This is a genomic window from Alicyclobacillus fodiniaquatilis (assembly GCF_042678105.1).
Classification (GTDB): Bacteria; Bacillota; Bacilli; order Alicyclobacillales; family Alicyclobacillaceae; genus Alicyclobacillus; species Alicyclobacillus fodiniaquatilis.
The window spans coordinates 42522-68488 of sequence record NZ_JBHUCX010000099.1 but is presented as its reverse complement, the minus strand read 5'-3'; the positions used below and the strand labels follow the sequence as shown (position 1 = coordinate 68488).

General features: G+C 51.9%; 24 protein-coding genes. 8 read left to right on the top strand and 16 right to left on the bottom strand.

Annotated features, from left to right (window positions below; genetic code table 11):
• Nucleotides 1–33: 33 nt before the first annotated feature.
• From aspS to ACFSB2_RS24035, 3 genes are all read right to left on the bottom strand, one after another.
• Nucleotides 34–1845 carry an aspartate--tRNA ligase gene (aspS, locus tag ACFSB2_RS24045; RefSeq protein WP_377945648.1) on the bottom strand — a complete coding sequence of 604 codons (1812 nt, stop codon included), beginning with the start codon at nucleotides 1843–1845 and terminating at the stop codon, nucleotides 34–36.
• The gene (gene hisS / locus ACFSB2_RS24040) at nucleotides 1842–3128 is read right to left on the bottom strand and encodes a histidine--tRNA ligase (RefSeq protein ID WP_377945647.1); all 1287 of its coding nucleotides are present in this window, start codon (nucleotides 3126–3128) and stop codon (nucleotides 1842–1844) included. Before hisS ends, aspS begins: the two co-directional genes overlap by 4 nt.
• A 338-nt stretch (nucleotides 3129–3466) precedes the next feature.
• The gene (locus tag ACFSB2_RS24035) at nucleotides 3467–3652 is read right to left on the bottom strand and encodes a hypothetical protein (protein ID WP_377945646.1); all 186 of its coding nucleotides are present in this window, start codon (nucleotides 3650–3652) and stop codon (nucleotides 3467–3469) included.
• A gap of 173 nt (nucleotides 3653–3825) precedes the next feature.
• Here ACFSB2_RS24035 and ACFSB2_RS24030 point away from each other — a divergent pair, with 173 nt between their 5' ends.
• Entirely contained in the window at nucleotides 3826–5133 is a 1308-nt protein-coding gene (locus tag ACFSB2_RS24030; RefSeq protein ID WP_377946002.1) for a glutamate-1-semialdehyde 2,1-aminomutase, read from the top strand.
• A gap of 298 nt (nucleotides 5134–5431) precedes the next feature.
• The gene (locus ACFSB2_RS24025) at nucleotides 5432–5692 is read left to right on the top strand and encodes a YrhK family protein (RefSeq protein WP_377945645.1); all 261 of its coding nucleotides are present in this window, start codon (nucleotides 5432–5434) and stop codon (nucleotides 5690–5692) included.
• A 246-nt stretch (nucleotides 5693–5938) separates the two neighbouring features.
• On the opposite strand, the gene ACFSB2_RS24020 is transcribed toward ACFSB2_RS24025, so the two are convergent.
• The 4 genes from ACFSB2_RS24020 to ACFSB2_RS24005 all read right to left on the bottom strand — a co-directional run bounded on the left by ACFSB2_RS24020 (nucleotide 5939) and on the right by ACFSB2_RS24005 (nucleotide 9120).
• Nucleotides 5939–6097: a YezD family protein gene (locus ACFSB2_RS24020; RefSeq protein WP_377945644.1), complete on the bottom strand. Its 159-nt coding sequence runs from the start codon at nucleotides 6095–6097 to the stop codon at nucleotides 5939–5941.
• A 94-nt stretch (nucleotides 6098–6191) separates the two neighbouring features.
• A complete protein-coding gene (locus ACFSB2_RS24015) occupies nucleotides 6192–7061 on the bottom strand; it encodes an ABC transporter permease (RefSeq protein ID WP_377945643.1) in 870 nt (289 codons plus the stop codon).
• A gap of 36 nt (nucleotides 7062–7097) precedes the next feature.
• A complete protein-coding gene (locus ACFSB2_RS24010) occupies nucleotides 7098–7895 on the bottom strand; it encodes an ABC transporter ATP-binding protein (RefSeq protein ID WP_377945642.1) in 798 nt (265 codons plus the stop codon).
• A gap of 31 nt (nucleotides 7896–7926) precedes the next feature.
• Entirely contained in the window at nucleotides 7927–9120 is a 1194-nt protein-coding gene (locus ACFSB2_RS24005; RefSeq protein ID WP_377945641.1) for an LLM class flavin-dependent oxidoreductase, read from the bottom strand.
• Nucleotides 9121–9550: 430 nt separating this feature from the next.
• On the opposite strand from ACFSB2_RS24005, the gene ssuE reads away from it, so the two are divergent.
• The 3 genes from ssuE to ACFSB2_RS23990 all read left to right on the top strand — a co-directional run bounded on the left by ssuE (nucleotide 9551) and on the right by ACFSB2_RS23990 (nucleotide 13556).
• Complete coding sequence (ssuE, locus tag ACFSB2_RS24000; RefSeq protein WP_377945640.1) at nucleotides 9551–10126, top strand: NADPH-dependent FMN reductase; 576 nt, start codon at nucleotides 9551–9553, stop codon at nucleotides 10124–10126.
• A gap of 48 nt (nucleotides 10127–10174) precedes the next feature.
• Nucleotides 10175–11323, top strand: coding sequence for an FMNH2-dependent alkanesulfonate monooxygenase (gene ssuD / locus ACFSB2_RS23995; RefSeq protein ID WP_377945639.1), 1149 nt, complete (start codon nucleotides 10175–10177; stop codon nucleotides 11321–11323).
• A 328-nt stretch (nucleotides 11324–11651) separates the two neighbouring features.
• Nucleotides 11652–13556, top strand: coding sequence for an ABC transporter substrate-binding protein (locus ACFSB2_RS23990; RefSeq protein WP_377945638.1), 1905 nt, complete (start codon nucleotides 11652–11654; stop codon nucleotides 13554–13556).
• Nucleotides 13557–13664: 108 nt separating this feature from the next.
• Here ACFSB2_RS23990 and ACFSB2_RS23985 read toward each other — a convergent pair whose 3' ends face one another.
• The 7 genes from ACFSB2_RS23985 to ACFSB2_RS23955 form a co-directional block, all read right to left on the bottom strand.
• Complete coding sequence (locus tag ACFSB2_RS23985) at nucleotides 13665–14117, bottom strand: hypothetical protein (protein ID WP_377945637.1); 453 nt, start codon at nucleotides 14115–14117, stop codon at nucleotides 13665–13667.
• A 171-nt stretch (nucleotides 14118–14288) separates the two neighbouring features.
• Nucleotides 14289–14606 (bottom strand): thioredoxin, encoded by a 318-nt coding sequence (gene trxA, locus ACFSB2_RS23980; RefSeq protein ID WP_377945636.1) that lies wholly within the window; start codon nucleotides 14604–14606, stop codon nucleotides 14289–14291.
• Nucleotides 14607–14724: 118 nt separating this feature from the next.
• Nucleotides 14725–15819 (bottom strand): sodium:calcium antiporter, encoded by a 1095-nt coding sequence (locus ACFSB2_RS23975; RefSeq protein ID WP_377945635.1) that lies wholly within the window; start codon nucleotides 15817–15819, stop codon nucleotides 14725–14727.
• Between the two features lie 131 nt (nucleotides 15820–15950).
• On the bottom strand, nucleotides 15951–16790 hold the full coding sequence (locus ACFSB2_RS23970; RefSeq protein WP_377945634.1) for an ABC transporter permease: 840 nt from the start codon (nucleotides 16788–16790) through the stop codon (nucleotides 15951–15953).
• Nucleotides 16790–17719: an ABC transporter ATP-binding protein gene (locus ACFSB2_RS23965; protein ID WP_377945633.1), complete on the bottom strand. Its 930-nt coding sequence runs from the start codon at nucleotides 17717–17719 to the stop codon at nucleotides 16790–16792. Before ACFSB2_RS23965 ends, ACFSB2_RS23970 begins: the two co-directional genes overlap by 1 nt.
• Entirely contained in the window at nucleotides 17716–19728 is a 2013-nt protein-coding gene (locus tag ACFSB2_RS23960) for a hypothetical protein (protein WP_377945632.1), read from the bottom strand. Before ACFSB2_RS23960 ends, ACFSB2_RS23965 begins: the two co-directional genes overlap by 4 nt.
• 316 nt (nucleotides 19729–20044) lie before the next feature.
• Nucleotides 20045–21193, bottom strand: coding sequence for a YheC/YheD family protein (locus tag ACFSB2_RS23955; protein ID WP_377945631.1), 1149 nt, complete (start codon nucleotides 21191–21193; stop codon nucleotides 20045–20047).
• Between the two features lie 87 nt (nucleotides 21194–21280).
• Here ACFSB2_RS23955 and panD point away from each other — a divergent pair, with 87 nt between their 5' ends.
• Nucleotides 21281–21670 carry an aspartate 1-decarboxylase gene (panD, locus tag ACFSB2_RS23950; protein ID WP_377945630.1) on the top strand — a complete coding sequence of 130 codons (390 nt, stop codon included), beginning with the start codon at nucleotides 21281–21283 and terminating at the stop codon, nucleotides 21668–21670.
• A 44-nt stretch (nucleotides 21671–21714) separates the two neighbouring features.
• On the opposite strand, the gene queF is transcribed toward panD, so the two are convergent.
• Nucleotides 21715–22068, bottom strand: coding sequence for a preQ(1) synthase (gene queF / locus ACFSB2_RS23945; protein WP_377945629.1), 354 nt, complete (start codon nucleotides 22066–22068; stop codon nucleotides 21715–21717).
• Between the two features lie 198 nt (nucleotides 22069–22266).
• On the opposite strand from queF, the gene ACFSB2_RS23940 reads away from it, so the two are divergent.
• Nucleotides 22267–23652, top strand: a complete 1386-nt coding sequence (locus ACFSB2_RS23940; RefSeq protein ID WP_377945628.1) for a methyltransferase RsmF C-terminal domain-like protein — start codon at nucleotides 22267–22269, stop codon at nucleotides 23650–23652.
• A gap of 334 nt (nucleotides 23653–23986) precedes the next feature.
• Complete coding sequence (locus ACFSB2_RS23935) at nucleotides 23987–24934, top strand: malate dehydrogenase (RefSeq protein ID WP_377945627.1); 948 nt, start codon at nucleotides 23987–23989, stop codon at nucleotides 24932–24934.
• On the opposite strand, the gene ACFSB2_RS23930 is transcribed toward ACFSB2_RS23935, so the two are convergent.
• A complete protein-coding gene (locus tag ACFSB2_RS23930; RefSeq protein WP_377945626.1) occupies nucleotides 24922–25776 on the bottom strand; it encodes a 3-hydroxyacyl-CoA dehydrogenase family protein in 855 nt (284 codons plus the stop codon). The two genes, ACFSB2_RS23935 and ACFSB2_RS23930, sit on opposite strands and share 13 nt — an antisense overlap.
• Nucleotides 25777–25967: the final 191 nt, after the last annotated feature.

Genomic DNA, 25967 nt, shown 5'->3' with positions numbered 1-25967 from the left:
CAGCATAAACTGGCAACACTGGGGTATTTTACGTTATTTCACGTTTGATGGAACTTTCTTTTGCGGTTGCTTCACCTGCAAGTGCAACAACTGCAACTGCGCATCGGCGACTTCCGACGGCGCGTCCATCATCAAATCCGTGCCGCTGGCCGTCTTCGGAAACGCAATGCTGTCCCGCAGCGACTTGCCGTTCCCCAACAACATGATAATGCGATCGATGCCAAAAGCGATGCCACCGTGCGGCGGTGTGCCGTATTCGAACGCATCCAGCAAGAAGCCGAATTTGTCGTACGCTTCTTCCGGTGAAAAGCCAAGCGCGGCAAACATGTCTTCCTGAATGTCGCGACGGTAGATGCGCATGGAGCCACCGCCGATTTCAAAGCCGTTGAGCACCATGTCGTACGCCTGCGCCCGCACTTCGCCTGGCGCCGTGCGCAAACGCTCCACATCTTCCCACAAAGGCATCGTAAACGGATGGTGCTCTGCGACATAGCGCCCTGCTTCTTCGTCGTAACCCAAGAGCGGAAAATCGGTCACCCAAAGAAACTTAAACACGTTCGGATCAGCCAATTCCAGTTCCTGCGCCAATTTGACGCGCAGCGCGCCCAAGGCGGGCAAAGCCACCTTTGGCTCGGCCGCGGCGATGAGAATCAAATCGCCCGCTTTCGCCTGACAGGCGCTGACAATTTGCGCGAACTGTTCTTCAGTGAAAAACTTGCTGATCGGCGATTTTGGCCCGTCCTCGTGCACCGCGATGTTGGCCAACCCCCGCAGTCCATACGCGCGGACGAACGAGACGAGATCATCGACTTGTTTGCGGCTGTAGTTGGCCAAGCCTGGCGCAACCAATGCTTTCACCACACCACCAGCGGCAATGACATCCTTGAACACCTTGAATTCGGAATGCTCGACAATATCGGCAATATCGACAAACGCCATATCATAGCGAAGATCCGGCTTGTCTGAACCGTACAGATTCATCGCCTGCTCGTAGGGCATGCGCTGAAACGGTGTTTCCACATGAATGCCAGCTGCCTCCAGGAACACTTTTTGAATCATTTCCTCCATCATCGTCTGCAACGCTTCTTGCGTCATGAAGGAGGTTTCGATGTCCAACTGCGTAAATTCCGGCTGTCTGTCAGCACGCAGGTCTTCATCGCGGAAACAGCGTGCAACTTGATAATATTTTTCCATTCCCGCCAACATCAACAACTGTTTAAAAATCTGCGGCGATTGCGGCAGCGCGTAAAATTCACCCGGCTGCACACGACTAGGCACTAAATAGTCACGCGCGCCCTCCGGCGTACTCTTGGTCAAAATTGGCGTCTCCATCTCGACGAAACCTTGATTGTCCAAGTAAGCGCGGCAAGCCTTGATGATCTGATGACGCAACATCATCATCCGCTGCATCTCGGGGCGGCGCAAATCGAGGTAACGGTAGCGCAGACGCACCGACTCATCCACCTCAATGCCATCCTGAATGTAAAATGGCGGATTCTTCGCCGTATTTTCGATCACTGCGTCGGTCACGACCACCTCAATTTTCCCTGTGGCGATTTTCGGGTTGATGGCGTCCTCGTCGCGATCGACCACCTGTCCGCGCACTGCAACCACATATTCATTGCGCAGTTTATCGGCGATGACCATGCTTTCTGTCGACGTGCCTCGCCCTGCGTCAAACACGAGTTGGACAATGCCGGAGCGGTCGCGCAAATCGACAAAGACGACACTGCCAAAATCCCTGCGCCGCTGCACCCAGCCTGCCAAAATCACCTCTTCGCCCGTTTGTACCGACAATGTCGCCGCCACCGAATGCGTGCGAACCAAATGTTGCGCTTGCGTCATGCCTGTTTTCCTCCTTCATGTATCTCTTGCAAATACGTTTGAACATAATCAGCCAATTGAGCAAATGGCACATTCTCTTGCACACCTGTCTCCAGTTGTTTCACCGTTGCCTGCCCAGACGCCATCTCGGCTTCGCCCAAAATGACGACCAATTTTGCTTTTGTTCGGTCCGCCAACTTGAATTGCGACTTCAAGCTGCGCCCTTGATAATCGCGATCACTCTTGACACCGCGGCCCCGCAGCGTGTTGAGCACGACCATCGCCGTGCGTTCAGCCGCTTCATCGGCTACGGCGACAAAAACATCCAACGCGCCTTCATCTGTCAGACGGCCACCTTGTTCAGCCAGAACCCACAACGCCCGTTCGATGCCGCCGCCAAAACCGATGCCTGGCGTCGGCGGACCGCCAATCTGTTCAACCAGTCCGTTGTAGCGGCCGCCGCCAGCGATGGTTGTAAACCCTGGCGACGTCAATTCCCACGCGGTGCGCGTGTAGTAGTCAAGCCCTCGGACCAAGTTTTTTTGCAGTACAAACGGCACGTCCATCGCCTTTAAATACATTTGCACAGATGCAAAATGCGTTTGGCAATCCTCACAGAGCACATCGGCGATATAAGGCGCGCCAACCTCGCGGAGCACGCGTTGGCAATGCTCGTGCTTGCAGTCAAAAATCCGCAATGGATTTTTTTCCAGACGTTCTTGACAATCGCTGCACAGCTCCTCTTTGCGCGGAAGCAATCTGGCCACCATGTCTTCGCGGTGACGCGGCCGACAGACGGAGCAACCAACGCTGTTGAGCTCCACCGTCAGGTTTTGCAGCCCGATCCGCTGCAAAATGGTCATGCTCAATTGAATCACTTCGGCATCGAGCGAAGGCGCTTCTGACCCGAGCACTTCGACGCCATATTGGTGAAACTGGCGAAAGCGCCCTTTTTGCGGTTTCTCATAGCGAAACATCGGACCAACGTAATACAACTTGCTCACAGCGCCTGTGCCGTACAATTTGTTTTCGATAAAAGCGCGCACGACGCCAGCGGTGCCTTCCGGCCGCAATGTCACGGACCGATTTCCTCTATCCTGGAACGTGTACATCTCCTTGGAGACGATATCGGTCGTATCGCCAACGCCCCGTTCAAACAACTCTGTATGTTCAAACACAGGTGTGCGAATCTCTTCATAATTGGCGGTTGCAAGCGTTTCGCGCACAATCGACTCCAAGCGCTGCCAAGCTTCAACCGTGCCTGGCAACAAATCCGCCGTGCCGCGCGGGCGTTGAATGTCCATTGAATCCCCTCCTAGTTTGATTGACAAAGACAGTACAAGCGGCGAACCGCGCGCCAAGCAAAAAAGCGCTCTTTCGTCTGTGCCGGTCTAAACCGACAGGGACGAAAGAGCGCTTCCGCGGTGCCACCCTGTTTGAACAAAACTGTTCCACTTGGTTGGTGATAACGCGCACCAGCGCCGAATTTTCACGCGAACCCGCGCTCGTTCCGGTTCTTTGAAGCTGTCCTTCCAAGTGCCAGCAGGGTTCGCTCTCAGCCACGGCAAAACCTCTCTTGACCGCTGTTTGCCACTTGTACTCGTCTTCGTCAACGAATTTCTATCATGTAGTTTGAAGGAGATTATACGGAACTGTGCGTGCCTGTGTCAATGCTTCTATTTGTGCGTCTCAGCACATTCAGATTTTCGCGATGCATCCCGGAACCAATTGTGTCAGTCTGATACAGGGACAATTCCTGCCGGTGAGTCCCCAACGCACAAGTCGCCGCCGCTTGTTTGGTCAACATCACACCCGTTGATTGGCGCAACTTCCATCCCTCTTTCCTAGTACGTACCTCGGGACTGCCATCATCTCTAACACACTTAAGTTGCCATTTATCTGACGCGCACATACACCTTTCATTTACTTGACGGAAAATGACACTTTGGTACGCTGTGATATAGCAAAATCAAGCAGTAAAAAGGAGCTTGCAAGATGGCGATGAACAACGCACAATCTCACCTTTGGTTTCATCGGGCGGAAGCGGTCATTCTCGGCGGCGTCAACAGCCCATCGCGCGCTTATAAATCAGTCGGGGGCGGCACACCAATCGTGATGGCCCGCGGTGAGGGATCAAAATTTTACGACGTGGACGGCAACACATACATCGACTATCTGGCGGCGTATGGCCCCTCCATTCTCGGTCACGCGCACCCACACATCACCAAGGCGATTGTACGTGCAGCGGGCGATGGTATCCTCTACGGAACACCAACGACATGGGAAGTCGAATTTGCCGAACAACTGCGCGCAGGCATACCGGATTTGGAACGCCTGCGCTTTGTCAACTCCGGCACAGAGGCTGTGATGACGACCCTGCGTGTCGCCAGGGCATACACGGGACGTACCCGCGTCATCAAGTTTGAGGGGTGCTATCACGGCCATTCGGACGCCATGCTCGTGGCAGCCGGTTCTGGCCCATCTTCCATGGGGATTCCCGACAGTGCTGGGGTCACACGCGCAACCGCCGAAGAAGTCATCACGGTGCCGTTCAACGACTTGTCCTCGCTCGAACAGGCGCTTGCCAAATACGGCGACGATGTGGCCGCAGTGCTCGTGGAGCCGATTGTCGGCAACTTTGGCATGGTCGCCCCCGCAGAGGAGACATATCTAAAAGGCGTGATCGATCTCGCCCACGAAAAAGGCGCGCTTTGCATCTTTGACGAGGTCATCACCGCATTTCGCTTCCACTACGGCAGCGCGGCGCAAATATACGATGTTCACCCGGACCTGTACGCATTGGGCAAAATCATCGGCGGCGGGTTGCCCATCGGCGCTTACGGCGGTCGCCAGGACATCATGGAACAGGTCGCACCGTTGGGCCCTGCATATCAGGCCGGAACCATGGCTGGCAATCCACTCTCCATGCGTACGGGCATCGCTTGCTTGGAAGTGCTTCGCCAACCAGGGACATATGACGCCATGGCCAAAAAAGCAGCACACCTCGTTCAAGCGATTGAGGCGTCCGCCAAAACCCAGGGCGTCGCCATTACTGTCAACCGCATCGGCGGTGCGTTCACAGTCTACTTTGGCGAACACAAAGTGACGAACTACCAGGAAGCCGTTGCCACTGACAGCGCGATGTTTGCCCGCTTCTTTCATCTGCTCGCAGCGAACGGCATCCTCATCGCCCCGTCCAAATACGAGGCATGGTTCGTGTCCGCCGTGCATTCGGACGAGGACATCGAGCGCACATGCGCTGCCGTCGAGCGTGTTTTTCAGGAGCTTGGAACCATAGAACAAGCCTGATTTTTGGCAATCTGCGATCTCGCTTGCAGTCCATGAAGCGACAACATCTTTACAATTGACGGAACAGCCGTCAATGTGAAGCAATTGAACGTGCAGGACCCGCAGAAGCAGTTCGACTGATGTGGGTTCTTGCAGTTTCTCTTTTCGCTCCTGCACCAAATTGCAAAACCGTTTCCCCATGAAATCATCTGTCAAGCCCATCGCTCGCTGCGCGCTGAACCATCCTTTTCTCCCCATCCTTGCAAATGACTGATGAAAACAGGTACGCTAGTGTGAACAGGAAGGAAGGAGACAGACGGTGAAAACAGAAATTCACAACGGCAACGAGATCATCGATGTCAATTTCGAGCAGCGGAAAGTCGTCATTCATGAACGCTACGAGAAACTGCGTATTTTAAGCGACTTGTTGTTAGGCATTTGGTTTTTGAGTGGTAGCATTATGTTTTTTTATAAACACTGGACATACTGGGGAACGTGGCTCTTTGTCATTGGCAGTGTCCAAATGTTGATTGGACCCTCAATTAAAATCATCCATAAACTTCATATGAAAAAATTTTGACAACTCGACTCAAATCTCGACGCGCACACATCTCACATGTTTCATTACAAATTTTATAACTGCCCCATCTCCCACACCCAACCCGACAGCCCTTATGCTAAGCGCAGAATGATGACTGGACTGTATTTCCATAACCTATTAGGCTCAAGCAAGGCATTCATCCTCCTGAATACAGGTGATGAATGCCCAATATAACCCATCCACAACCTCGGCTCTTCTACACGCTGCCTTTGACAACATCGGGATTTACGCTTTTTCATGATCAAAACGATTTCGTTCTACGCGATTGATCTGGACAATTCTGTCTTCGTGAACCACGATTTCCACCGTGCCATATTTCAAATTATCCAGCGCACTCAGGATACGATGAACCCACACATCACTTGTTTTCCCCACTTTATTCATCCAAAAATTCCCCCTGACTGGATTGATTTCAATTCACAACTCCATTCTCATTATTCCTACTGTTTTTGTCAACATTGGTATAACATCATTACAATCATCCACGGTAGCTGTCTCGCCAACGGAGCAGTCTGCGCTCCAAAAAGCGAACCAGTGAATCAGACGCTTTCCCAATCACCGCAAAAATAATCAATCCGACGAAGACAATGGCGGTTTGGGAAAATTGTTCGGCATTGAGAATTAAGTACCCGACACCTGAACTCGACCCCATCATCTCCGCGACAACCAAACCGAGCCATGCGATGCCAATGGCCAGACGAAGACCCAACAACACATTTGGCAATGCTGCGGGCAAAATCAGTTTAAAGAGTTGTTTCCGCCTGCTGAATTCCAAAACACGCGCCACGTCAAACAGTTTGGCGTCCACTGAGCGCACCCCCATGAATGTATTGATGTACATGGGAAAAAATGCGCCAGTCGCAATCAACAGATCTTTGGAAAGTTCGCCTAACCCAAACCACAGGATGAATAAAGGCGTGATGGCCAAATGCGGAATGGTTCGCAACATCTGAACAGAAGGATCCAAAATCTGCTCAAAAGGGCGGTACAAGCCGACCAACAGCCCGGTTATCAAACCGATGCCTGCTCCAAGCGCAAAACCCAATGCTGCGCGCAACAAACTGATGCCAATATCGCCAAACAACTCCCCTGACTGTGCGAGTTGTTTGATAGACTCGCAAATTTGCAGAGGTGATGGCAGAATGGTTGCGGGAACCCACTGCATACTGCAGACGAACTGCCACACCACGACAACGGCAATCGGCAGGTACGCGCCGCGGAGGGACGCCCATGCCCTCGACGGTTTGGGCTTACGCCGTTCGGCAAAACGCCCGTTTATAGGCGTGTCTTCTTCCTCCAACCGTTGCAGTTCTAAAGTGTTGGCTGGTTGAATGTCCAAGTTTTTCATGTCTTCCACCTCTATTCCGAAAAATTGTTCGCCCCTTTATCGCGGCGCTTGGGTCACGGCTTCACCCTCATTTTCATCCGTGTTCACAGTGGTCTCGAACTCGCTTAAAATGCGCCGCCGCAATTCTTGAAATGGCGCGCTCGTTCGCTTCCGCGGATAAGGCAAGTCGACCGGTATGACCGTGCGAATTGCGCCAGGCCGCGCTTTCATCACGACCACCCGCGAGGCGAGCACAATGGCTTCATCCAAATCATGTGTGACAAACACCATGGTCGTTTGGTTTTGCAGCCAGATGTCGAGCAATACATCCTGCATGTGCGTGCGCGTAAACGCGTCCAGCGCGCCGAACGGCTCATCAAGCAAGAGTATCTTCGGCTCGCGCAACAACGCCCTAGCGATGGCGACACGCTGCGCCATCCCGCCTGACAATTGACGGGGATAAGCTTTCTCAAACCCAGTCAGATGAACCAGCGCAATCAACTCGTTGACTTTCTGACGCACCTCTCGGTTTTTGAACGATAAATCCGCAGCGATATTCTCTTCCACCGTGAGCCAAGGAAAAAGCCGATGTTCCTGAAAAATGAACCCCTTATCCACACCGGGCTTGGCGATTTTCTGCTGACCTAATCGCACAACACCGTCGTACTCCGCATCTAAGCCCGATATGATCTTTAAAAGTGTGCTTTTGCCGCACCCACTCGGACCAATGACGGTGATGAATTCGCCTTGTTCAATCTCCAAATTGATATCATCCAGCACGTGAAGCGGCTTTTCTTCTGAACGAAACGTCTTATTTAACTTTTGGACAAAAAGTGATTCACCCGACTTTGACAAGATGACACCTCCGCTCATAAATGGCTGATGTTCATTTCCCCACCGAGACGCCGCTTTGTCTCTGCAGCAATTTCTCTTTTACCAATGGCAAAACATGTTTGCCGGTGTTGAGCGCCTCCTCCAAATGCGGGTACCCAGAGAGGACAAACGAAGAAATCCCGATGTCCACAAATTCGATGATGTGGTCTGCAACTTGTTCAGGTGTCCCCACAAAAGCCACTGCGCCTCCTCCGCGCACAGCGGACAATCCAGCCCAAAGATTTGGGCCAATGACAAAATCCGTATCCTCGGATTGATGCCACAGCTCATTTTGCCGCTTTTGATTGGTCGCATCTGTCTGCGTCACGCGCGTTTTGGCACGTTCGAAGCCATCCGCGTCCACTTTGCTGATGATTTTATGGGCGGCTGCCCACGCTTCCGCTTCTGTGTCGCGAACGACAATTTGTGCGCGCAATCCGTAGCGAACGGCCCGCTCTACACCTTTTTCGCGCTTTAGCTCAACCAAATATTGCTCGACTTCAGCAATCTGGCCTTCAATCCAAGCCAACGGTTCGGCCCACATCAGATAAACATCTGCCACCTCAGCCGCGACCCGTTTGCCTGCTGCAGAGCTGCCGCCGAAGTAGAGCGGCGGATGCGGCCGCTGCACCGGCGCAGGATAGCTGGCTCCGTTCTCTATGTGGTAGTAGTCGCCGTCAAAACGGGTTTTCTCCGTGTCCTTATAAATTTCATTTCTCCCTCGATATTCTGGCGTCGCAGCATTGATGGAATTGGTCCAAACCGATTTGACAATCTTCAGAAATTCGAGGGTTCGGTCATATCTTGCATCGTGATCGCGCGCTAACGGATCGCCCGTCGCTTCCAAATCAATGGGCGATCCGCCCGTGACGACGTTGATCAAAGCTCGCCCTTGTGACACCAAGTCGAGCGAAGCGCCCATACGGGCCGCCAAGACTGGCGCAATCAGACCGGGGCGCATGGCGACAAGTGGCTTTAGCCGTTGTGTGTGCGAGACAATCGCGGACCCGACCACCCAAGCGTCCGTACAAGCGCCGCCAGTCGGTATCAAGGCAAAAGTGAACCCAGCTTGCTCTGCCGCTTGCGCCACCTGAATCATATAATCCAGCGTCGATTTTCTCTCAGGCGGGACGCCAATCAATTCGCCGTCTCCTGTCGTCGGTATAAACCACCCAAACTCAACGTCTGTTGTGCGTTGCGTGCTCATCTACTCAGCTCCTTTTGTGTCTCCTAAAACAAAAGGTCCCCGTACTTGTCGATGCAAGTACGAGGACCTCCAGCTAACTGGTCGGTTCATCACGCGTATTCAAGAACCACAGCGCATTTCCGGCGTTGTTTATCGGATTAATGAGGTTAAAGCTAACATCAAAATATTCGGTTTGTCAATACACTGAAGTCAATTTGGGAATCGGAAAATGAGCAGCCCACAAAACCCATTTTTCAGAAAAATGATTGACGAGAAAAACGTTCACCTATTATAATTCTCCAATAATCAAATCGGAACAGTTGAATTTCATCTGTTGCCGACTCTACGTAGAGAGGCGAACAAGCATGGGGCTTGTTCGCCTTTTGTCGTGTACAAAGTCACTTTAAGTTACCCGATTGCTTCAGTGACGAGACAAGGAGAGAACATCATCATGAAAAAAATTGTCATCTTATCTGGAAGCCCTTCCGCTTCATCACGTCTGGTAGGCGCTTTAACCTTCGTCCACCAACAACTCGTTGTACAAGGCCACGCCGTGGAATGGGTCAACATTCGCGATCTGCCGCCAGAAGACCTCATCTACGCGCAATTCAACAGCCCTCATATCCAGGACGTGCATCAAGCAATTGCTTTGGCGGATGGTGTGATTGTCGCTTCTCCCGTCTACAAGGCTTCTTACACAGGTCTGCTCAAAAGTTATCTCGATTTGCTCCCAACCGACGCGTTCTCCGGAAAAGTCGTGTTCCCGCTGATGATAGGCGGCACACCAGCACACTTGCTCGCATTGGAATACGCGTTAAAGCCACTGTGCGCCGTGCTCGGTTCGAGAAACGTGTTGCAGGGTGTCTACGTGTTGGAATCTGAGGTCGTCCGTGCCGATGACGGCGAATTTCAATTGGACAGCCAAATCAAACAACGCTTGGCGCAAAATGCGATCGCGTTTGGCGAAGAATTGTTTCATATACAATCACAACCGCTCTCCCAAAAAGCAGTTAGGCAAAGCGTTTAAACGCTGCCCATGATTGCATAACACTCAATGTAGGAGGCGTGGATATCCGTGAAAATCTTTTGGTTTATTCCCACCCATGGTGACGGTCACTACTTAGCAAGCCGACAAGGTGCACGGACACTCAATCTAGGTTACGCGCAACAGGTGGCGCAAGCGGCCGATCAACTCGGCTATACAGGTGCGTTGCTGCCCACTGGCACCTCCTGCGAAGACGCATGGGTTGTTGCCTCCACATTGATCCCCTCGACCAAACAACTGAAATTCCTCGTCGCTGTGCGGCCAGGTTTAATGTCGCCCACCTTAGCAGCAAGAATGGCGGCGACATTCGACAGATTGTCCGATGGACGGCTGCTGATCAATGTGGTCACAGGTGGAGATCCGGTTGAACTGGCAGGAGACGGTCTGTTTTTGGATCACGACGCGCGTTACCAACTGACCGACGAGTTTTTGACGGTGTGGCGGCAGTTATTGTCTGGTGAGATCGTCAATTTCACTGGGACTCACCTGCAAGTCAAGGGTGGTAAAAATGTCTACGCGCCCATCCAAACGCCCTATCCGCCGCTCTTTTTCGGGGGTTCATCCAATGCAGCCCAAGATGTGGCAGCCAAACATGTCGATGTATATTTGACATGGGCGGAACCCATTTCCGAAGTAAAAGAAAAAATTGAACGTGCACAGGCATTGGCCGCCACTCAAGGCCGCACACTCCAATTTGGCATCCGGCTTCATGTGATAGTCCGCAGAACAGAAGCCGCAGCATGGGAAGCCGCTGAAGACTTGATTCGCTATGTAGATGACGAATCCATTCAAGCAGCGCAGGCTGTATTCTCCCGCTACGATTCCGTTGGTCAGCAAAGAATGCGCCAATTGCACCACGGCGACAGAAAATCCCTAGAAATCGCGCCCAATTTATGGGCCGGTGTCGGACTGGTGCGCGGCGGGGCCGGGACGGCGCTTGTCGGGGATCCAAAAACCGTCGCAGAACGCCTAAAAGCCTATGCGGACATTGGGATCGACACGTTTATCCTGTCCGGCTATCCCCATTTGGAAGAGGCGTATCGTTTTGCAGAATTGGTCTTTGAACATCTGCCTTTGGCAGAACGCAGTACGTCATCCTTGCCTTTGGGAGAACTGATTGCCAACACACACATTCCCCCCGCGCACGGCAAAGGCGTTGCCGCCGATGGAAACGCCTAAATGGCTTGGGGGCGTCGTGTACGATTGCAACACAGACGCCCCATCCCTCTATGTTTGATCCCCTTCTAAAAATGCTACAGTTCAATTGGAATCCTGTGTAAAGAACACCGCACGCCACAATAGTCATTTAATGGATTGTCCTGAAAGTACAAATATGTGTCTGGTATGTGTAAAGATCTATCTCTGTTTCATGTTACGGTAATGGTGAGCAAGAGATTGCGAAAGGAGGTTGCGCGTGCAAATTCAATAATGGTGGATATCGACCGATTCCAATCACTTTCATCCTTCAATATGCTCGGTGGTGTATAGAGTGAGGTGAACGTACTCTGTGAAAAGAACGTTTGCATTAACTACGGCGGTTTTGGGATTGTCCATTACACTCACGGCTTGCGGTTCTCCTCAGAACGTGGACTTAGCGAAGATTTCCTCATCCTCACCGCCTGCCCAGCCAAAATATGACCTAGATAGCGCCTTCACCTTCAATGGCTCCTGGCCGATGCCGCCACAGTTTCAAGGAAATCCATATGCAGCAGGCGGCCAAGGCAGTGCACAGCAGTTTGCGTATGAGGGGTTATTCCAAAGCATTCGCTCTACAAACACAATTCTGAACCGCTTGGCAAAATCGTATAAAAATACGCCGACACAAACCATCGTCTATCTTCGCAAAAATGCAAAATGGTCAGACGGTGCCCCTTTGACCAGCAAAGACATATGGGCGTATTACATGCTCCAGCGCACCCAGGTCACGAATTACCTAACCAGCATTCAAACGCCAGATCCGTACACAGTTGTGTTCAACTGGAATAAGCCCGCACCTTTCGGCAAAATGAGATTGCTTCTGATTGCCCAAGACAATCAGGGCATGATTCCTTATCACATCTATGGCAAGTTCGCAGACAAAGCGTATCAAATATTGCAGGAAGCCAAGAAAGAATCGAAAGGTTGGACGCCGAATACCTGGTTTGGCGTCAATCTGTCATCCGATTTGCAGACACAGTATACAAAGAATTACGCAGCGTTCACCTCTGACACGCCAAAACTTCCAATTTGTTCTGGACCATTTGTGGTGAAAGAGGTCAATACCACGGATTTGATCATGACGCAAAATCCATATTACTGGGACAGAAAAGATGTGAAATTTAAAGAGGTTTGGATCAAACAGGTGCAACAGGTTCCTGCGCAGTGGGCCATGCTCAAATCTGGGCAGCTCGACAATTACCCGGGAACACCGCCACAGGACGTGTTGAACGCCGCATTGAAAAGCAACCCAGATATCGCGTTGTTCAAGATGGCGGATGTGGCATCCATTGGCATGTATTTCAACATTCGCAAGAAACCGTTTGACAATGAGAAGTTCCGGCAAGCGTTGGCTTATGTGTTTGATCGCAACAAAATCCGTGACGTCGGCAACATTTACGGCATTGTGCCAAAGTACAATATGACCGGCTTAGTGCCCAGCACATTGAACCAAGCGGTCTCTGCGCCAACGCTCGCCCGGATGACGCAATATACGTATAACCCGCAAAAAGCAGCGACGATGTTGGAACAACTCGGCTGGAAAAAAACAAATGGAAAGTGGCACGATCCCAGTGGCAAAGTTCCTCATTTCATCATCGGCGCCAATACGACATGGATGCCTGGGGTGCTAAGCGGACAGGTCGCAGCGCAGCAATTGACCGATTTTGGCATACCGACGAATTTGATCGCAGCTGACGCGAGCATCGAACCTTCCAATGCGCAAAACGGGAAGTACGATATGTCGATAGATTGGGTGGATGTGACATTTGGCTTCTCGAGCTCTTGGAATTCTCTGAATTATATGTATTGGAGCACACCAAAACAAGAAATTGGGTTTTCGGACGTCATGAAGAATGGACAGGATACGGGCAAACCGAAGGTTGACCTGACGGGGCTAAACGGGAAGCCCTATGACGTAAACGCTTACTTGAATAATTTTCCCATCACGCAAAGCGCCGCCGCCCGTCAGACCATGACCGACAACATGGCCTATGCGACCAATCAAGCCTGTTTTGGTATCAACTTTTTCCAAAATGTCACGGGGGAATGGTTTAACCTAGAGCAACTTGGCAGCGATTGGCCGCAGGAAAATGAGCTGCAAAAATACGGCCGAAATATGCCTGTCCCCACCAATGCCAAGGACAAATTAAAGGTTGCGGAAATGAACCTTGGGTTCAATTCATCTCGGTTGGTTTTTGATTATTGGCCCAATTGATTGTCAGGGATTAGACAATACGGAGTTTATAAAACGCAGTTTTGGACGCTTGGCGATGTTGTGCAACAGACGGCAACATGGCCAAGCGACGAACTGCGTCTTGTATACCTAGACTCTTGCGCTGACAATGCCCAACACAACGACAATCGCGGCGACAATCACCCACAGAAACACTTGGTAGACGTTTGTGCTCGCCTGCACCTGTGTATCTGTCGCCCCCTCGTTTGCCAAGCGATTGGCCACATTTCTCCCTTGCCAAGTGAGGGCAATGATGGAGAACAGGATGGTCGCGCCGCCAATTTGCGTCATCAGTTGAACCCAAAGCGAACTTCCGTGTCCAGAAGGCTGCGTGCCCAACAGGAGTCCCCCGCTGACCAGCATCACCGCTGCGGCAATATTGCCCACCAGTGTCATGACACGCCGGATTTGATTGAGCAGATGACGAATCTCTTTGCCCAAACCACCTCGTTTTAAAAGCGGCAGGCAGATGCCCATAAACAACAAGGACCCGAACCAGACAGCCAGTCCTAAAATATGAAAAAACCAGAACAGATAATGCACGAATTCAATCCCCCTGACCATTCATTCCCTGACGCTTGTTCCACCTTTCAATATACATCGTTTGAACACAGGTGGATGTGAACGAACGCCAAACATTCCCCTGCAATCGTTAAATAGAGGCACAAAAAAGCTGCCTCCAGCTTGGGGGCAGCGCTCAAATCAAATTTTACTTCAGATGACATCCGCCAACTGCGCGAGCAAATCATCCTTCGGTTTGTAGCCAATCAATTGCTTGACCACTTCTCCGTTTTTGAACAACAGCAATGTAGGGATACTCATAATCCCAAATTGGCCAGCTGTATTTGGGTTTTCATCCACATCGATCTTCCCCACGACCAACTTGTCAGAAAGTTCCTCAGAAACTTCTTCCAACACGGGCGCCATCATTTTGCAAGGACCGCACCAAGTCGCCCAGAAATCTACGAGAACAGGCTTATCGGACTGAATGAATGATTGAAAATCACTGTCCGTCACTTTCAGTGTCGCCATGTCACATCTCCCCTTCTGCAAAAACTCCACTGGTATTGTACCACAATACCAAGTCAAATCCTAAATCGCATTCAACGAACCAAATGCGGCTTCAGGAAGGCGCAGTACACACGGACAACTATATCCGAATGTGCGGCGAACGCCTGGCGGACAGCATCGCGAACACGAAGATGAAGACGATCACGCCACCAAAAATGAGGTAAACATTCGAGGTTCTATAGCGAGACGCCATGGTTTGCATCGGCAGCACCCAATAGGTCGAGGACGCGATAAGCAACATCCATGGTTGAATTTCACCACGTACCCGGTAGAGACAAAATGTGAACAGTGCAGCGGCGAGTGTCAGTCCAGCCGTGAGCAGCGCGTCCGTTGTCAAATTCCACGGTGTCATCCAGATGCCTAAAGCTGGAACAAGTGTGCTTTGAAACACCATGGCGCCCGTGATGTTGCCACTGGCCAGCCCGTCCTTTCCTTGCCGGATCCACACGACGCTGTTTAAGGTCTCCGGCAATTCGGTCGCAAGGGGAATGATCAACGCCGAAAGCATAAAGGTCGGCAAGCCCAATTTTACAGCAATCTGTTCGACCCCGCCTGTGAGTGTGTGAGCACCGCCGACAATCAAGGCCAAAGCAATCAGCAATTGGACAAATACGAGCGTGATGGTCGGTTCATCCGATTTCTTTTGAATATATAGCGGCTTCAGTTCTTCGCTCTCCACGTGATCCGATTTATCCCGAACCGTCAACACAAGAAAGATCACATACACGATGACGAGCAACAACGGAACGATACGATGTATCCATGGCAGGGGAAACACGCCTGCGAACAGCGCCAGTCCGTACGCAGCGATGAAACATATGATATCTCGTCGATAAGCGCGATGGTTGATATTTAACACATATCCAGTTTGGCGAGTTCGGAAAGCCACCAGCGCACAGGCCATCACCAACGCGCCAAGTGTAGCCAACAAAAACGGCGCACCCAAAATGCCTCCGATGCCCACCTGTTCAGCTTCGTGCGATCCGCCAAATACTATCGCCGTCACAGGTACAGCTGTTTCTGGAAGCGCGGTCCCCACCGCTGCCAAGACACTCCCAATGGCGCCTTGACCTAACCCTAGTTTGCGTCCCAACCATTCGATGGCGTTTGTAAACAGTTCCGCGCCAAACAGGATCATGACCAAAGAAAAAATCATTTTCACTGCCAGTAACATGCTATCCCTCCCGCACGGCCCGTCCTTACACCGTACGCATAGAGAGAAGTCAATATGAATATTTCTAGAAGATTCGTCTCGCCGTTGTCCATCTGAATCTTACAATCGCCTGACGTTCTTCTACCAGAATGTCACTGATATTGCTTTTCCGTTCCCCGCTTGGCAAACGGCAATTTGGCAAACCACTGCGGCCGCAATCGCCACAGACTTGGCAGAATCAACATGGCGATCACAATCAGATAGAAACAGACAAAAATCAGCCAGGTGTGTGACTCGGCCTGAACCTCGCCTTCGAGCGCGGCTTCTACATAAAGCGGATTTAACGCCAGAAGAAAATTGGACCAGTGCAAGCTGAACAAATCAATCGGATTTTGCTGATACAACGTTTTTAACCCATATCCTAATGCACCAAACACAATCATCATAAAAGACACAGAGCCGTATGAAAGCACCGTACTCCATGTGGATCGCAATGCAATGGTGGAAAACAGCACACATAAAGCCGCGATGACGACAATGGTGAACAACTGAAAGGCCAAAACGGCGACCACTTCCTGCGGAACCGCCCCGCCGTACAAAAAGACCAGGCTGTAGATGGGCAATGTCACGACGACGAGCAACACCATCAGCGCGCTGGAGGACAATACTTTTCCGACCAAAATGCCCAATGGAGAAATGGGCGTAGTCAACAAGACCGCCAACGTTTTGCGCTCTCGCTCGCCGCTCACGGAGCCTGCCGCAAATGCTGGCGTCAGAAACGCGATGACCACCATCTGCAACAAACTCAAACCGACAAATACTTGCTGACTTTTGGTTGGCTGCACGAGATATAGCTGCCCTTGAACGTTTTCGTAGAGCAGAAAAAAGGTCAGACTCACCATACACAGGACGTATCCTGTGACAATCACGGGTGCCCGCAGGGTTCGCATGCGTTGGCGGAACTCTTTGGCCAACAACGGATTACGCGCCACTACATCCCCTCCTGTACTGCCGATAAACGCAAGAAAAGCTGTTCAATATCTGTAGGTCGTTCGGCAAACTCCGTCAAATGAATGCCTGCTTGCACAATGCTGGTCAACAGCATCGCTTGTTGACGCGCAGTCCCGGCGTACAGGACTTCCCAGCCATTCTCTTTTTTATCGACCTGCAGCACTTGCTTATCTTGGGCGAGCAATCTTTCCAGCGATTCATCGGCAACGTCGCCGCGCAAGCGCAACGTTCGGTACGCGTTCGAATGTTCAAGCATCACCTGAATGGCGGCGACCGCCACCATCTCGCCTTTGCGCAAAATGCCGATTTCATCCGCCACCTCGGCCAAATCATGCAAAATGTGGGTGCTGATCAAGATGGTCTTGCCCATATCGCGCAACCCTTGTAACACGCCTCGCATGTCCAACCGAGATTTTGGGTCTAACCCAGAAGCAGGTTCGTCCAAAATCAGCACATCTGGATCATGCATGAGACACCGCGCAATTTCCAAACGCTGCTGCATGCCTCGAGACAACGCATTGACATATGTGTCGCGTTTGTCTGTCAATTGAACGCGCTCCAACAAATCCATCGTACGTCTTTGAACAACTCGCTTGTTCACATCATAACAGTCGGCAAAAAACCGCAGGTATTCCGTGACAGTCAGGCCATCGTAAACGCCAAACGAGTCCGGCATGTAGCCGATGGATTGCCGAACCTCCCGCGGATAGCGACTGATTTCGTGCCCATTGATATAAGCGCGACCCGATGTCGGCGTCGAAAGGGTCGCCAACATCGACAAGGCCGAAGTCTTCCCTGCGCCATTCTCTCCGACCAAACCAAACACGGTTTGCCTTTGCACTGATAGATTCAATTCATCGACCGCGATCATCCTGCCATACCGCTTGGTCAAATTCTGCGTCAGAATCATGGAAAAGCTTCCCCCTGCCCTGGCTCGACATTGGCATACTGGCGCACGAGCACCAGCGTTTTATCGCTGGTGATGTGTTGTTTGTGCAATGGGCGCGCAAGTGTCGGCGTCCGCGCCTCTGTCGTCGCAATCAGCATCGCTTCCGGGTTGCGATCATTGGCTGACACTGGTTCAGACTGAAATTGTGTCAAGTAGGCACCGAGCGTGCGCCCAATGCCGTGCGTCAGTTCGCGGTTGTAAGTGCCGTAATCGGATATCCAATGTGTGCTGTCGCTGGCTGCAATGGCATCCAAATGGACCGTTTGTCCAGATTTCAAGTTGCCGATCTGATACATGTGATCCTGCCAGACAATCGCCACCTGATTCAGCAAATACGGTGTTTGATTGGTCACGCTGCCGAACAGCAATCCAAACGCGCTCGTCAAATTTGTCTTCAATTCACCTTGTTTCACCCCGGCGTCCGCCGTATACATGTAACGCACGTGCCAGCGCCCGACATCGCGAAACCGGACATTTGTATGATTTCCATAGGAAACGACAGCATCATCTTGGGCCACGGTCTCATTTTCCGACATGGGGATGGCCAACGTCGTCGCTGGCATTTGAAAATCAAGTCCACCCGGATAGGGGGACATAAACGCCTGTACAGCATACGATTCAGCACTGCCATCTCCCGTCAATTCGAGCACGCCAACCCCATCCGCCAACAGGCCATTCGGTCGTTCTGCGCCACCAAACACATAGAGGCCAACTGTCGTCACACAACTCACGACAGGCAGTAAAATCCACGCCCAATGCGCTCTGTGGAACCGGCGCAGAACAAAAAACACAACCGGACCAATGATGAAGATGTATAGCGCAAAGACCACAGCAAACACGCGCAATGACGGCACTTTCAACGGCGCTAACGCGTCGCCCACCGAAGTGAGATCCAGTGCGCCGTTTGGGTTGAACAAACCAGGAATTCCATTTGCCGTGGTCTGCGCGCTGTGTTTAAACAAAGCCGTCCACATCAACGGATTGCCTGTCCAACCAAGCAAACTCGGATCCGACGGTGAAAATGTCGTCTGCCAAACGACACCTCGTCCAACTTGAGCGCTGGCCAAGAGAGGTGTGTGATTGGCGGTCGCCCACAAACGCGCGGTTGGTGCTGCGCTGCCTGCTTCCACCGCCAACGTTTGATGAAACGGCGTGCTGCTTTGGGCAAACTCGGCCAATGAACTGGCATCTACGCGCTTGGGTTGACCGGATCGAAATGGCAAATCAGGCTGCCAAGCCGCGGACGCATCGCCAGTGCCCGTCACCAGTAAAATGCCGCCCAATTTCACCCACGTCTGCAGCGCCGTCTGTTGCGCCGCATTTAATCCGTCGAGCGTCGGCACAGAAGCGACCACCGCATCCAAGCCATGCAAGAGATTGACCGAGGAAGGCAACCACGCTGGATCGACCGATACCGGCAACACAGGATTTGAACTTGTGCTCGATCCGGTCAAGAACTGCGTCGCCTGATGGCTATTTGACAGCACTGCCACCAGGGCGACATGGCTAACCGCATTTCCCGAGACATCTGCCACAGCCAGCGACTTGCCCGCTCTATTACAAGTGATGGTGACCCCTTCATTGAGCGCGGCGCCTGGAACCTCAATCTGTTTTTTTGTCCATCCGTTTTTGGGCAGACTGACGGACCAAGTCAACGAGCCACTGACGCGCCGCCCAGATACCAGCACCTGGTTGACACGGATTTTCAACTGTGCTGACACAGCAGCCCCCAGATGATGAATGGTCAATGTCACTGGCACCCAATCATCCTCTTTATAATAACCACCATACCCAACTTCACCGCTCATCTGCGTCGTCGGCTTGTCCTTGGTCGCGGCAAAAGACGTTGTCTGCAAACAAGGAACAAACCACATCAAAGCGGCAGCCATCAAGAGCACCCACAATCTACGAAACAGACCTTTACGCATCTGCCGCTTGAACTGCGCTCTTTGCCGCAACAAAGCGTTCATGCCATCTTCCCTTCAAAGGCCCTTCGGTGCCACATTTATGTACTTTGGCGTCCACTCCCTGCATGCGAAGTGTTCCTTTTTGCACGGTACAATCAGAACGCCATGTTGGTCGTATATCCTGCCTGCTGATGTATTGTCACATCACGTTGAGCTTTGATGACCTTATTGTACTGGTTCCGCTGATTCGCGCAAACCCAACATCAACAAGCCGCCCATTCAAACCATTTCTTAAAAGAAGAAAACGAGATTCGCGACAAATCGGTGGGTAAAGTATGATGTCAATCAGACATGCATACTTTACCACTTAAAGATTGAATTAACGTGTAACCACCTGATTTGTCTGCTGCTTGTGTTGACTCGTTCTCCGTCGTGCTAGATAAATTGCAAATCCTGCCGTATGTGTGGCCAACCGCTGCAACATCTGTTTGTTCAAAAGTTTGCGGGATGGTTTTGCATTCATTTCAATCATGGACACACTCATGTCCTCTTCAACTGCCATATCAAACCCGACATGCCCAGTGTAGGGGTAACGTCTGGAGATGATCTGCGCGACCTCCTTTGCTCGGCGCTCCAATAACTCCAGCGAAATGTACTTTCCCTCGACTTGGGCCAGCCTGCGCACATATTCGATATCCAACAGTTCGCCGCCCGCGATGAGATTTGTCACAACGCCGCCGACTGCAGCCATCTTTGGCACAATGCCGATCAATTGCCAATCTCCATGCAAATCCCGATGCAGGACAACGCGAAAATCAACTTTTCGTCCACGCACCGTGATCAAACGCAACTCGCGTTGAATCAAATGCGCGCGCTTCAATCTTTGGTTGATCCAGCGCCGAAACTCAGCTTCGCTCAGATGCAAGCGCACTTTCCCGTTTTTTGTTTTGCTTCGATCCAATGCAATTTGATAACGCCCATTGGACATCTGTTCAACTCGTGCGACATCCATGCCGCCATAGCCGCCGCTCGGCTTAATATAAGCGGTCCCCCAAGCCCGAATGCGGGCCATGGCTTGCTCTGCATCCTGCAGGCGCTCGGTTTGCGGTGAGTAGTCCGCTAAATTTTGTCTTTTGAGGATCTCCACCATCCTCCATTTACCGGGAAGCAATGGATTAAAAAGCGGGATGTTCCGACTTTGTGCCGCACGCCGGAGTGAAGCGGTGTATCCTGCTATCGCCAAATGGACAAACACATTTTCGTAAATGACATCTGGCACTTCGACACGTCGTTTCACCCAGTCTCCACTTGGCCGCGAGGAGTCTCTTGGCAGCCAGGCATCAACATATCCACGTGACCAATTCACGGCATGGGGATGAAATAAATACAATATCGCGCCTTCTCGAGCCGCCGCTGTGGCCAACCGCACATAATGCACACTTGGACGAATCACTTTCCCGTTTGCAGTGGTCCTTCTTTTCGGGACCACCGTCGTGGCTACCCCTATTTTCACCGGTCCATTTGCCATTCCCATCACCTCCATGCACAACCCAGCACATTATATGTTGGAGGCAAGAGAGAGAGCATGTGTACATGTCTAGAGGAGTGAAGCTTTGTGTTGAGAAAAATATGCAAGGGGAAACTACATCGACTCTCCGTAACACAAGCCGATTTAAATTACATGGGAAGTATTACGTTGGATCCACTGCTCATGCGGGCTGCTGACATCCATCCGTATGAGATGGTCCAAATCACAAATTTGGCCACAGGTGTCATCTGGCAGACATATGCCATTCCTGGTGGTGAAAACAGTGGCGCAGTTTGCCTCAACGGGCCACCGGCAAGGCATTTTCAGCCAGGCGACACCATCATTGTCCTGTCACTCGGATGGATGGATGACAAAGAGTGGTCAACGTTGGAGGCGAGTGTGGTGTTTGTAGATGAGGAGAACCACATTACGTCAGTCGTCAAACATCGGCCTGCCAAAGAGATGCCTCTGGAATAGCTATCTTTAAATAAACAAGCAGGCGGTGCAATCCGCCTGCTTGTTTACGCCCGATGTTCCACGGTGACTTTGGTGTGAATGCCGCCGCGAATTGTGAAGTCGCCAACGACTTTGGCGTACCGCGGTTGGCTGACGCTGACAAAGTCGTTTAAAATCCGATTGATGCAATCCTCATGGTAGTTCGCTTCATTGCGAAAACTCCACAAATACATTTTTAAGGACTTGAGCTCAACGATTTTTTCCGCTGGCTGATATTCGATGTAAATGGTCGCAAAATCCGGTTGGCCTGTCATTGGGCACAAAGTTGTAAACTCCGCACAATCCATTTCCACTGTGTAAACTCTATCTGGATGAGGATTCGGCACTGTGATTAAATCCTTGGTTGGCTGCGTCAACATGGTTGTATCACCCTCATTCTGAAAATCGTCGTTACCTCGTACCAATATACAGACCTTGTCATCTGTGCGCAACGCTTAAAATTTGGCCAGCGTGCAGTTTCACCCTGTATCAAGCCTGCGTCGCTTGATCGCTTGATGGTATGCTATCCTCAAACATAAGGCATGACCAGAGACGCAATTCGAGAAAGGAAGACTTTTTTGCATCTGCCAGACGATTTTATCAAACAGATGAAACCACGCTTAGGCGAGGCTTGGGACGCGTTCGAAGCGGCAATGCATGAACCCCACACACGCGGCGTGCGCTTCAAACAACACACTGTAGATACACAACTGGCCACACAGATCAAAGCCAATATTCCGCCTTCCATCGTCCCATTGTTGGAACAGCCCGTCCCATGGACGAACACAGGCTATTATATCGATTTGACTGCGCCTCTGGGCAAAACCATTCTCCACGAAGTGGGCGCATTTTATCTGCAAGAACCTTCAGCGATGGCCGTGGCCGCCGCTGTCAACGCGCAACCGGGCGAATATGTGCTCGATCTCTGCGCCGCGCCTGGCGGCAAAAGTACGGCGCTTGCAGATCAATTGTCCGGCAAAGGAACGCTTGTCGTCAATGAAATCCACCCTGCGCGGGTGCGCATCCTGGCCGAAAACATCGAGCGCATGGGCGTCTCAGCGGCTGTCGTCCACAATGCGCCAGACACATTGGCGCGCGCTTGGCCGAACGCGTTTGACGCTGTACTCGTGGATGCCCCTTGCTCTGGTGAAGGGATGTTTCGCAAAGATCCCCAGGCGATTGCCGCCTGGCAACCTGATGCCCCGGAAATCTGCGCGCGACGTCAACGCGAAATTTTAGATCAGGCGGTCCAGCTATTGAAACCTGGCGGCCGCTTGATCTATTCCACTTGTACGTTTAATCCACAAGAGAATGAACAGATGATGGCTTGGTTGGAGGACGCACATGGTCTGACCCTCATCGACTTGCCGGATTGGCCAGGTTGGACAAGCGGTTGCCCGGATTGGGCGGACGGTCGCCCGTCGCTTGCCTTTACCCGCCGTCTATGGCCGCATCTTGCGCGTGGTGAAGGACATTTTGTCGCATGTTTGACGAAACCAGGGCACCTTGCGACACCTGCCGCAAAAGAGACGCAAACGCGCGAAAGGAACGATAAAACATGGCTAGACTGGCTCACTGCGCAACTCCATGAAATACCTGCGCCATGCTTATCGCCGATCGAACATAAAAATGTCTTATTCAGCAACGAGTTGGGCCATTTGCCGCTACGAGGCGTACGGGTGTTGCGCGCTGGCACACCACTGGCGACCAAGCAGAACAATCGTTATATCCCACAACAGGCGTTGGCCTTGCGCTTGCGCCCAGAACAAGCAAAACAAGTGATTCAACTGGACGCGTCAGCCGCAGCGGCTTACATCCGCGGTGACGCACTGTCTTATACGGGCGAACAGCGAGGTTATGCGCTGGTCGCATACGAGGGATTTGTCCTAGGGTGGGTCAAAGCAGTTGCAGGTCGACTCAATAATCTTTATCCCAAGGGATGGCGAAATAGTCATCTAATCTAAAACGCCTAAAACGAGAGGCGCTCGTAAAGCAAAAGCGCAGTTCTGGGCAGTTGGGGAGTGAAATTCTCTGACGATGCTGCATTTCCTGTGTAGAGCAATACTATCCTGAAAATCAAGTCGATACCCTGGTGCTGCGCCATCCGCGATGCTCCGATTGACTGGCATTTTCATGGTTCTGCTGGTGCGGGATGCATCACGCATGGCGGTCTATCCTGAAAAATCAAGTCGACACCATCGCGGCGCGCTATTCGCGCTCCTCAATTGGCTTGTTTTGCACAGTTCTGTTGGCGCATCGACGTGCCAGCAAGACGGCTTTTAGGAGGTTGAAAAAGAGGTGTCAAACACACGGAAAATCAGCATCTTTGGCGCCGGCGGAACCGGTGGCGCCATTGCCCAGTTGCTGACAATGCGGCAATACAGCGCTGTGGCGCTCATCGACATTGCTGGGGATCTCGCCATCGGCAAATCCATCGACATCGCCCAATCTGGTACGCTGTATGCCAGTGACACAAACTTATTGGCCGGGGAAGAGCACGAACTCGCCAAAGATTCGGACGTCATCATCATCACAGCCGGCATCGGACGAAAACCTGGACTAAACCGCGAAGATCTGCTGGCAACCAACGCAGATGTCGTGCAAGAAATCAGCCGCGCCATCAAGATTCTCGCACCCAACGCCTTTGTCATTGTGCTCACCAACCCGGCGGACATATTGGCCCGTATCGTCCTTGATACGACCCAATTTCCCGCGCACCGCGTGATGGCGCAAGGCGGTATTCTCGACAGCGCCCGGTTGGCCTATTGGATTGCGCAACTGGCAGGTGTCTCGCGCACGCACGTGCGCACAATGGTCCTTGGCGGTCACGGGGATCATATGGTGCCTGTACGCCGTTTCTGCTCAGTGCACGGTGTCCCCGCCACAGACCTCTTGTCCGAGGATGCCTGGCAAACCGCAGTTGCACACACCCGGTTTGGCGGTGGGGAAATCCTCGCCAAATTCAAAACGCACGGCGCCGCCATCACACCCGCGCACGCCGTCGTTGCCATGGTGGACGCCCTTTCTTCCCAAACGCCGCAATTGCTCCCCATCTCGACACAAAGCCAGGGCGCCTACGGACTCGCAAAAGATGTCTTCATTGGCCTGCCGACAAAGCTATCGATTCGCGGCGTTGAACAAGTGATGGAATTGCCCCTGACAGAGACAGAAATCGCACGATTGCGCAATTCTGCCCAAGCGATGACAGAAGCGTATGAGACTTGGCGACAGCATCAATCTGAATAGATATAAAAGCCAATACAGGTCTTGCGCCCTAATTTTCCGGCCCGAACCATTTGGCGCAACAATTGGGGCGGGCGGTACTTTGTATCGCCCGTTTCCGCAAACAGCGTTTCCGCCGTTGCGAGCAGGGTATCCAGCCCGACCATGTCGGCCAAGGCCAAGGGACCAAGCGGATGGTTCGCGCCAAGACGCATCCCTTTGTCGATGTCCGCAGCAGTCGCCAGCCCTTCCTGCAACACAAATATCGCTTCGTTTAACATCGGCACCAAAATGCGATTGACGACAAACAGCGGTGACTCTTTCACCTCAATGATCTCTTTGCCCATGCGCTGACACACTGCCCGAATGATATCCATCGTCTCTTCGCTGGTCTGATTGCCAGGCACCAATTCCACCAACTGCATCATGGCCGCGGGATGAAAAAAATGCATGCCAGCCACCAACTCTGGTCGATTGGTCGCGCTGGCAATTTCCGTGATCGACAAACCAGAGGTATTGCTCGCAAAAACAACGCCTTCTGGACAAATGGCGCTCAACTCGGCAAACACCTGTTTTTTCAGTTCCATCCGTTCAGGCACAGCCTCTATTACCAAATCGCTTTTCGCCAATGCATGAATATCATCACACGCGCGAATCCGTTTGAGGACGTCCTCACTATCGTCCTGACTGATAAACCCCTTCCGCGCCGATCCGGCCAGGCGTTGACCAATATAAAACAGGGCGTCGTCCATCACCCTAGCGTTCGCATCGTACAAGATGACGTTGTAGCCTGCTACAGCCGCCACTTGCGCTATACCGCTTCCCATTAAACCAGCACCGACAATGCCGACATTTGAAACTTTCACGGGCATCCCTCCCCGTTCACTATTATGTCACAAAAACAGGTCTGGACGGGAGTCTTATCCTGAAAATTACTGACCGCTGTTCACCGCACACATATATAACATTGACACGCGCTTCTCCGTATGCCGCATACGAACAAAATTCGGCAAGACAAAATTCACAACCGCCGTTTACACGCAACGGATCGTACATA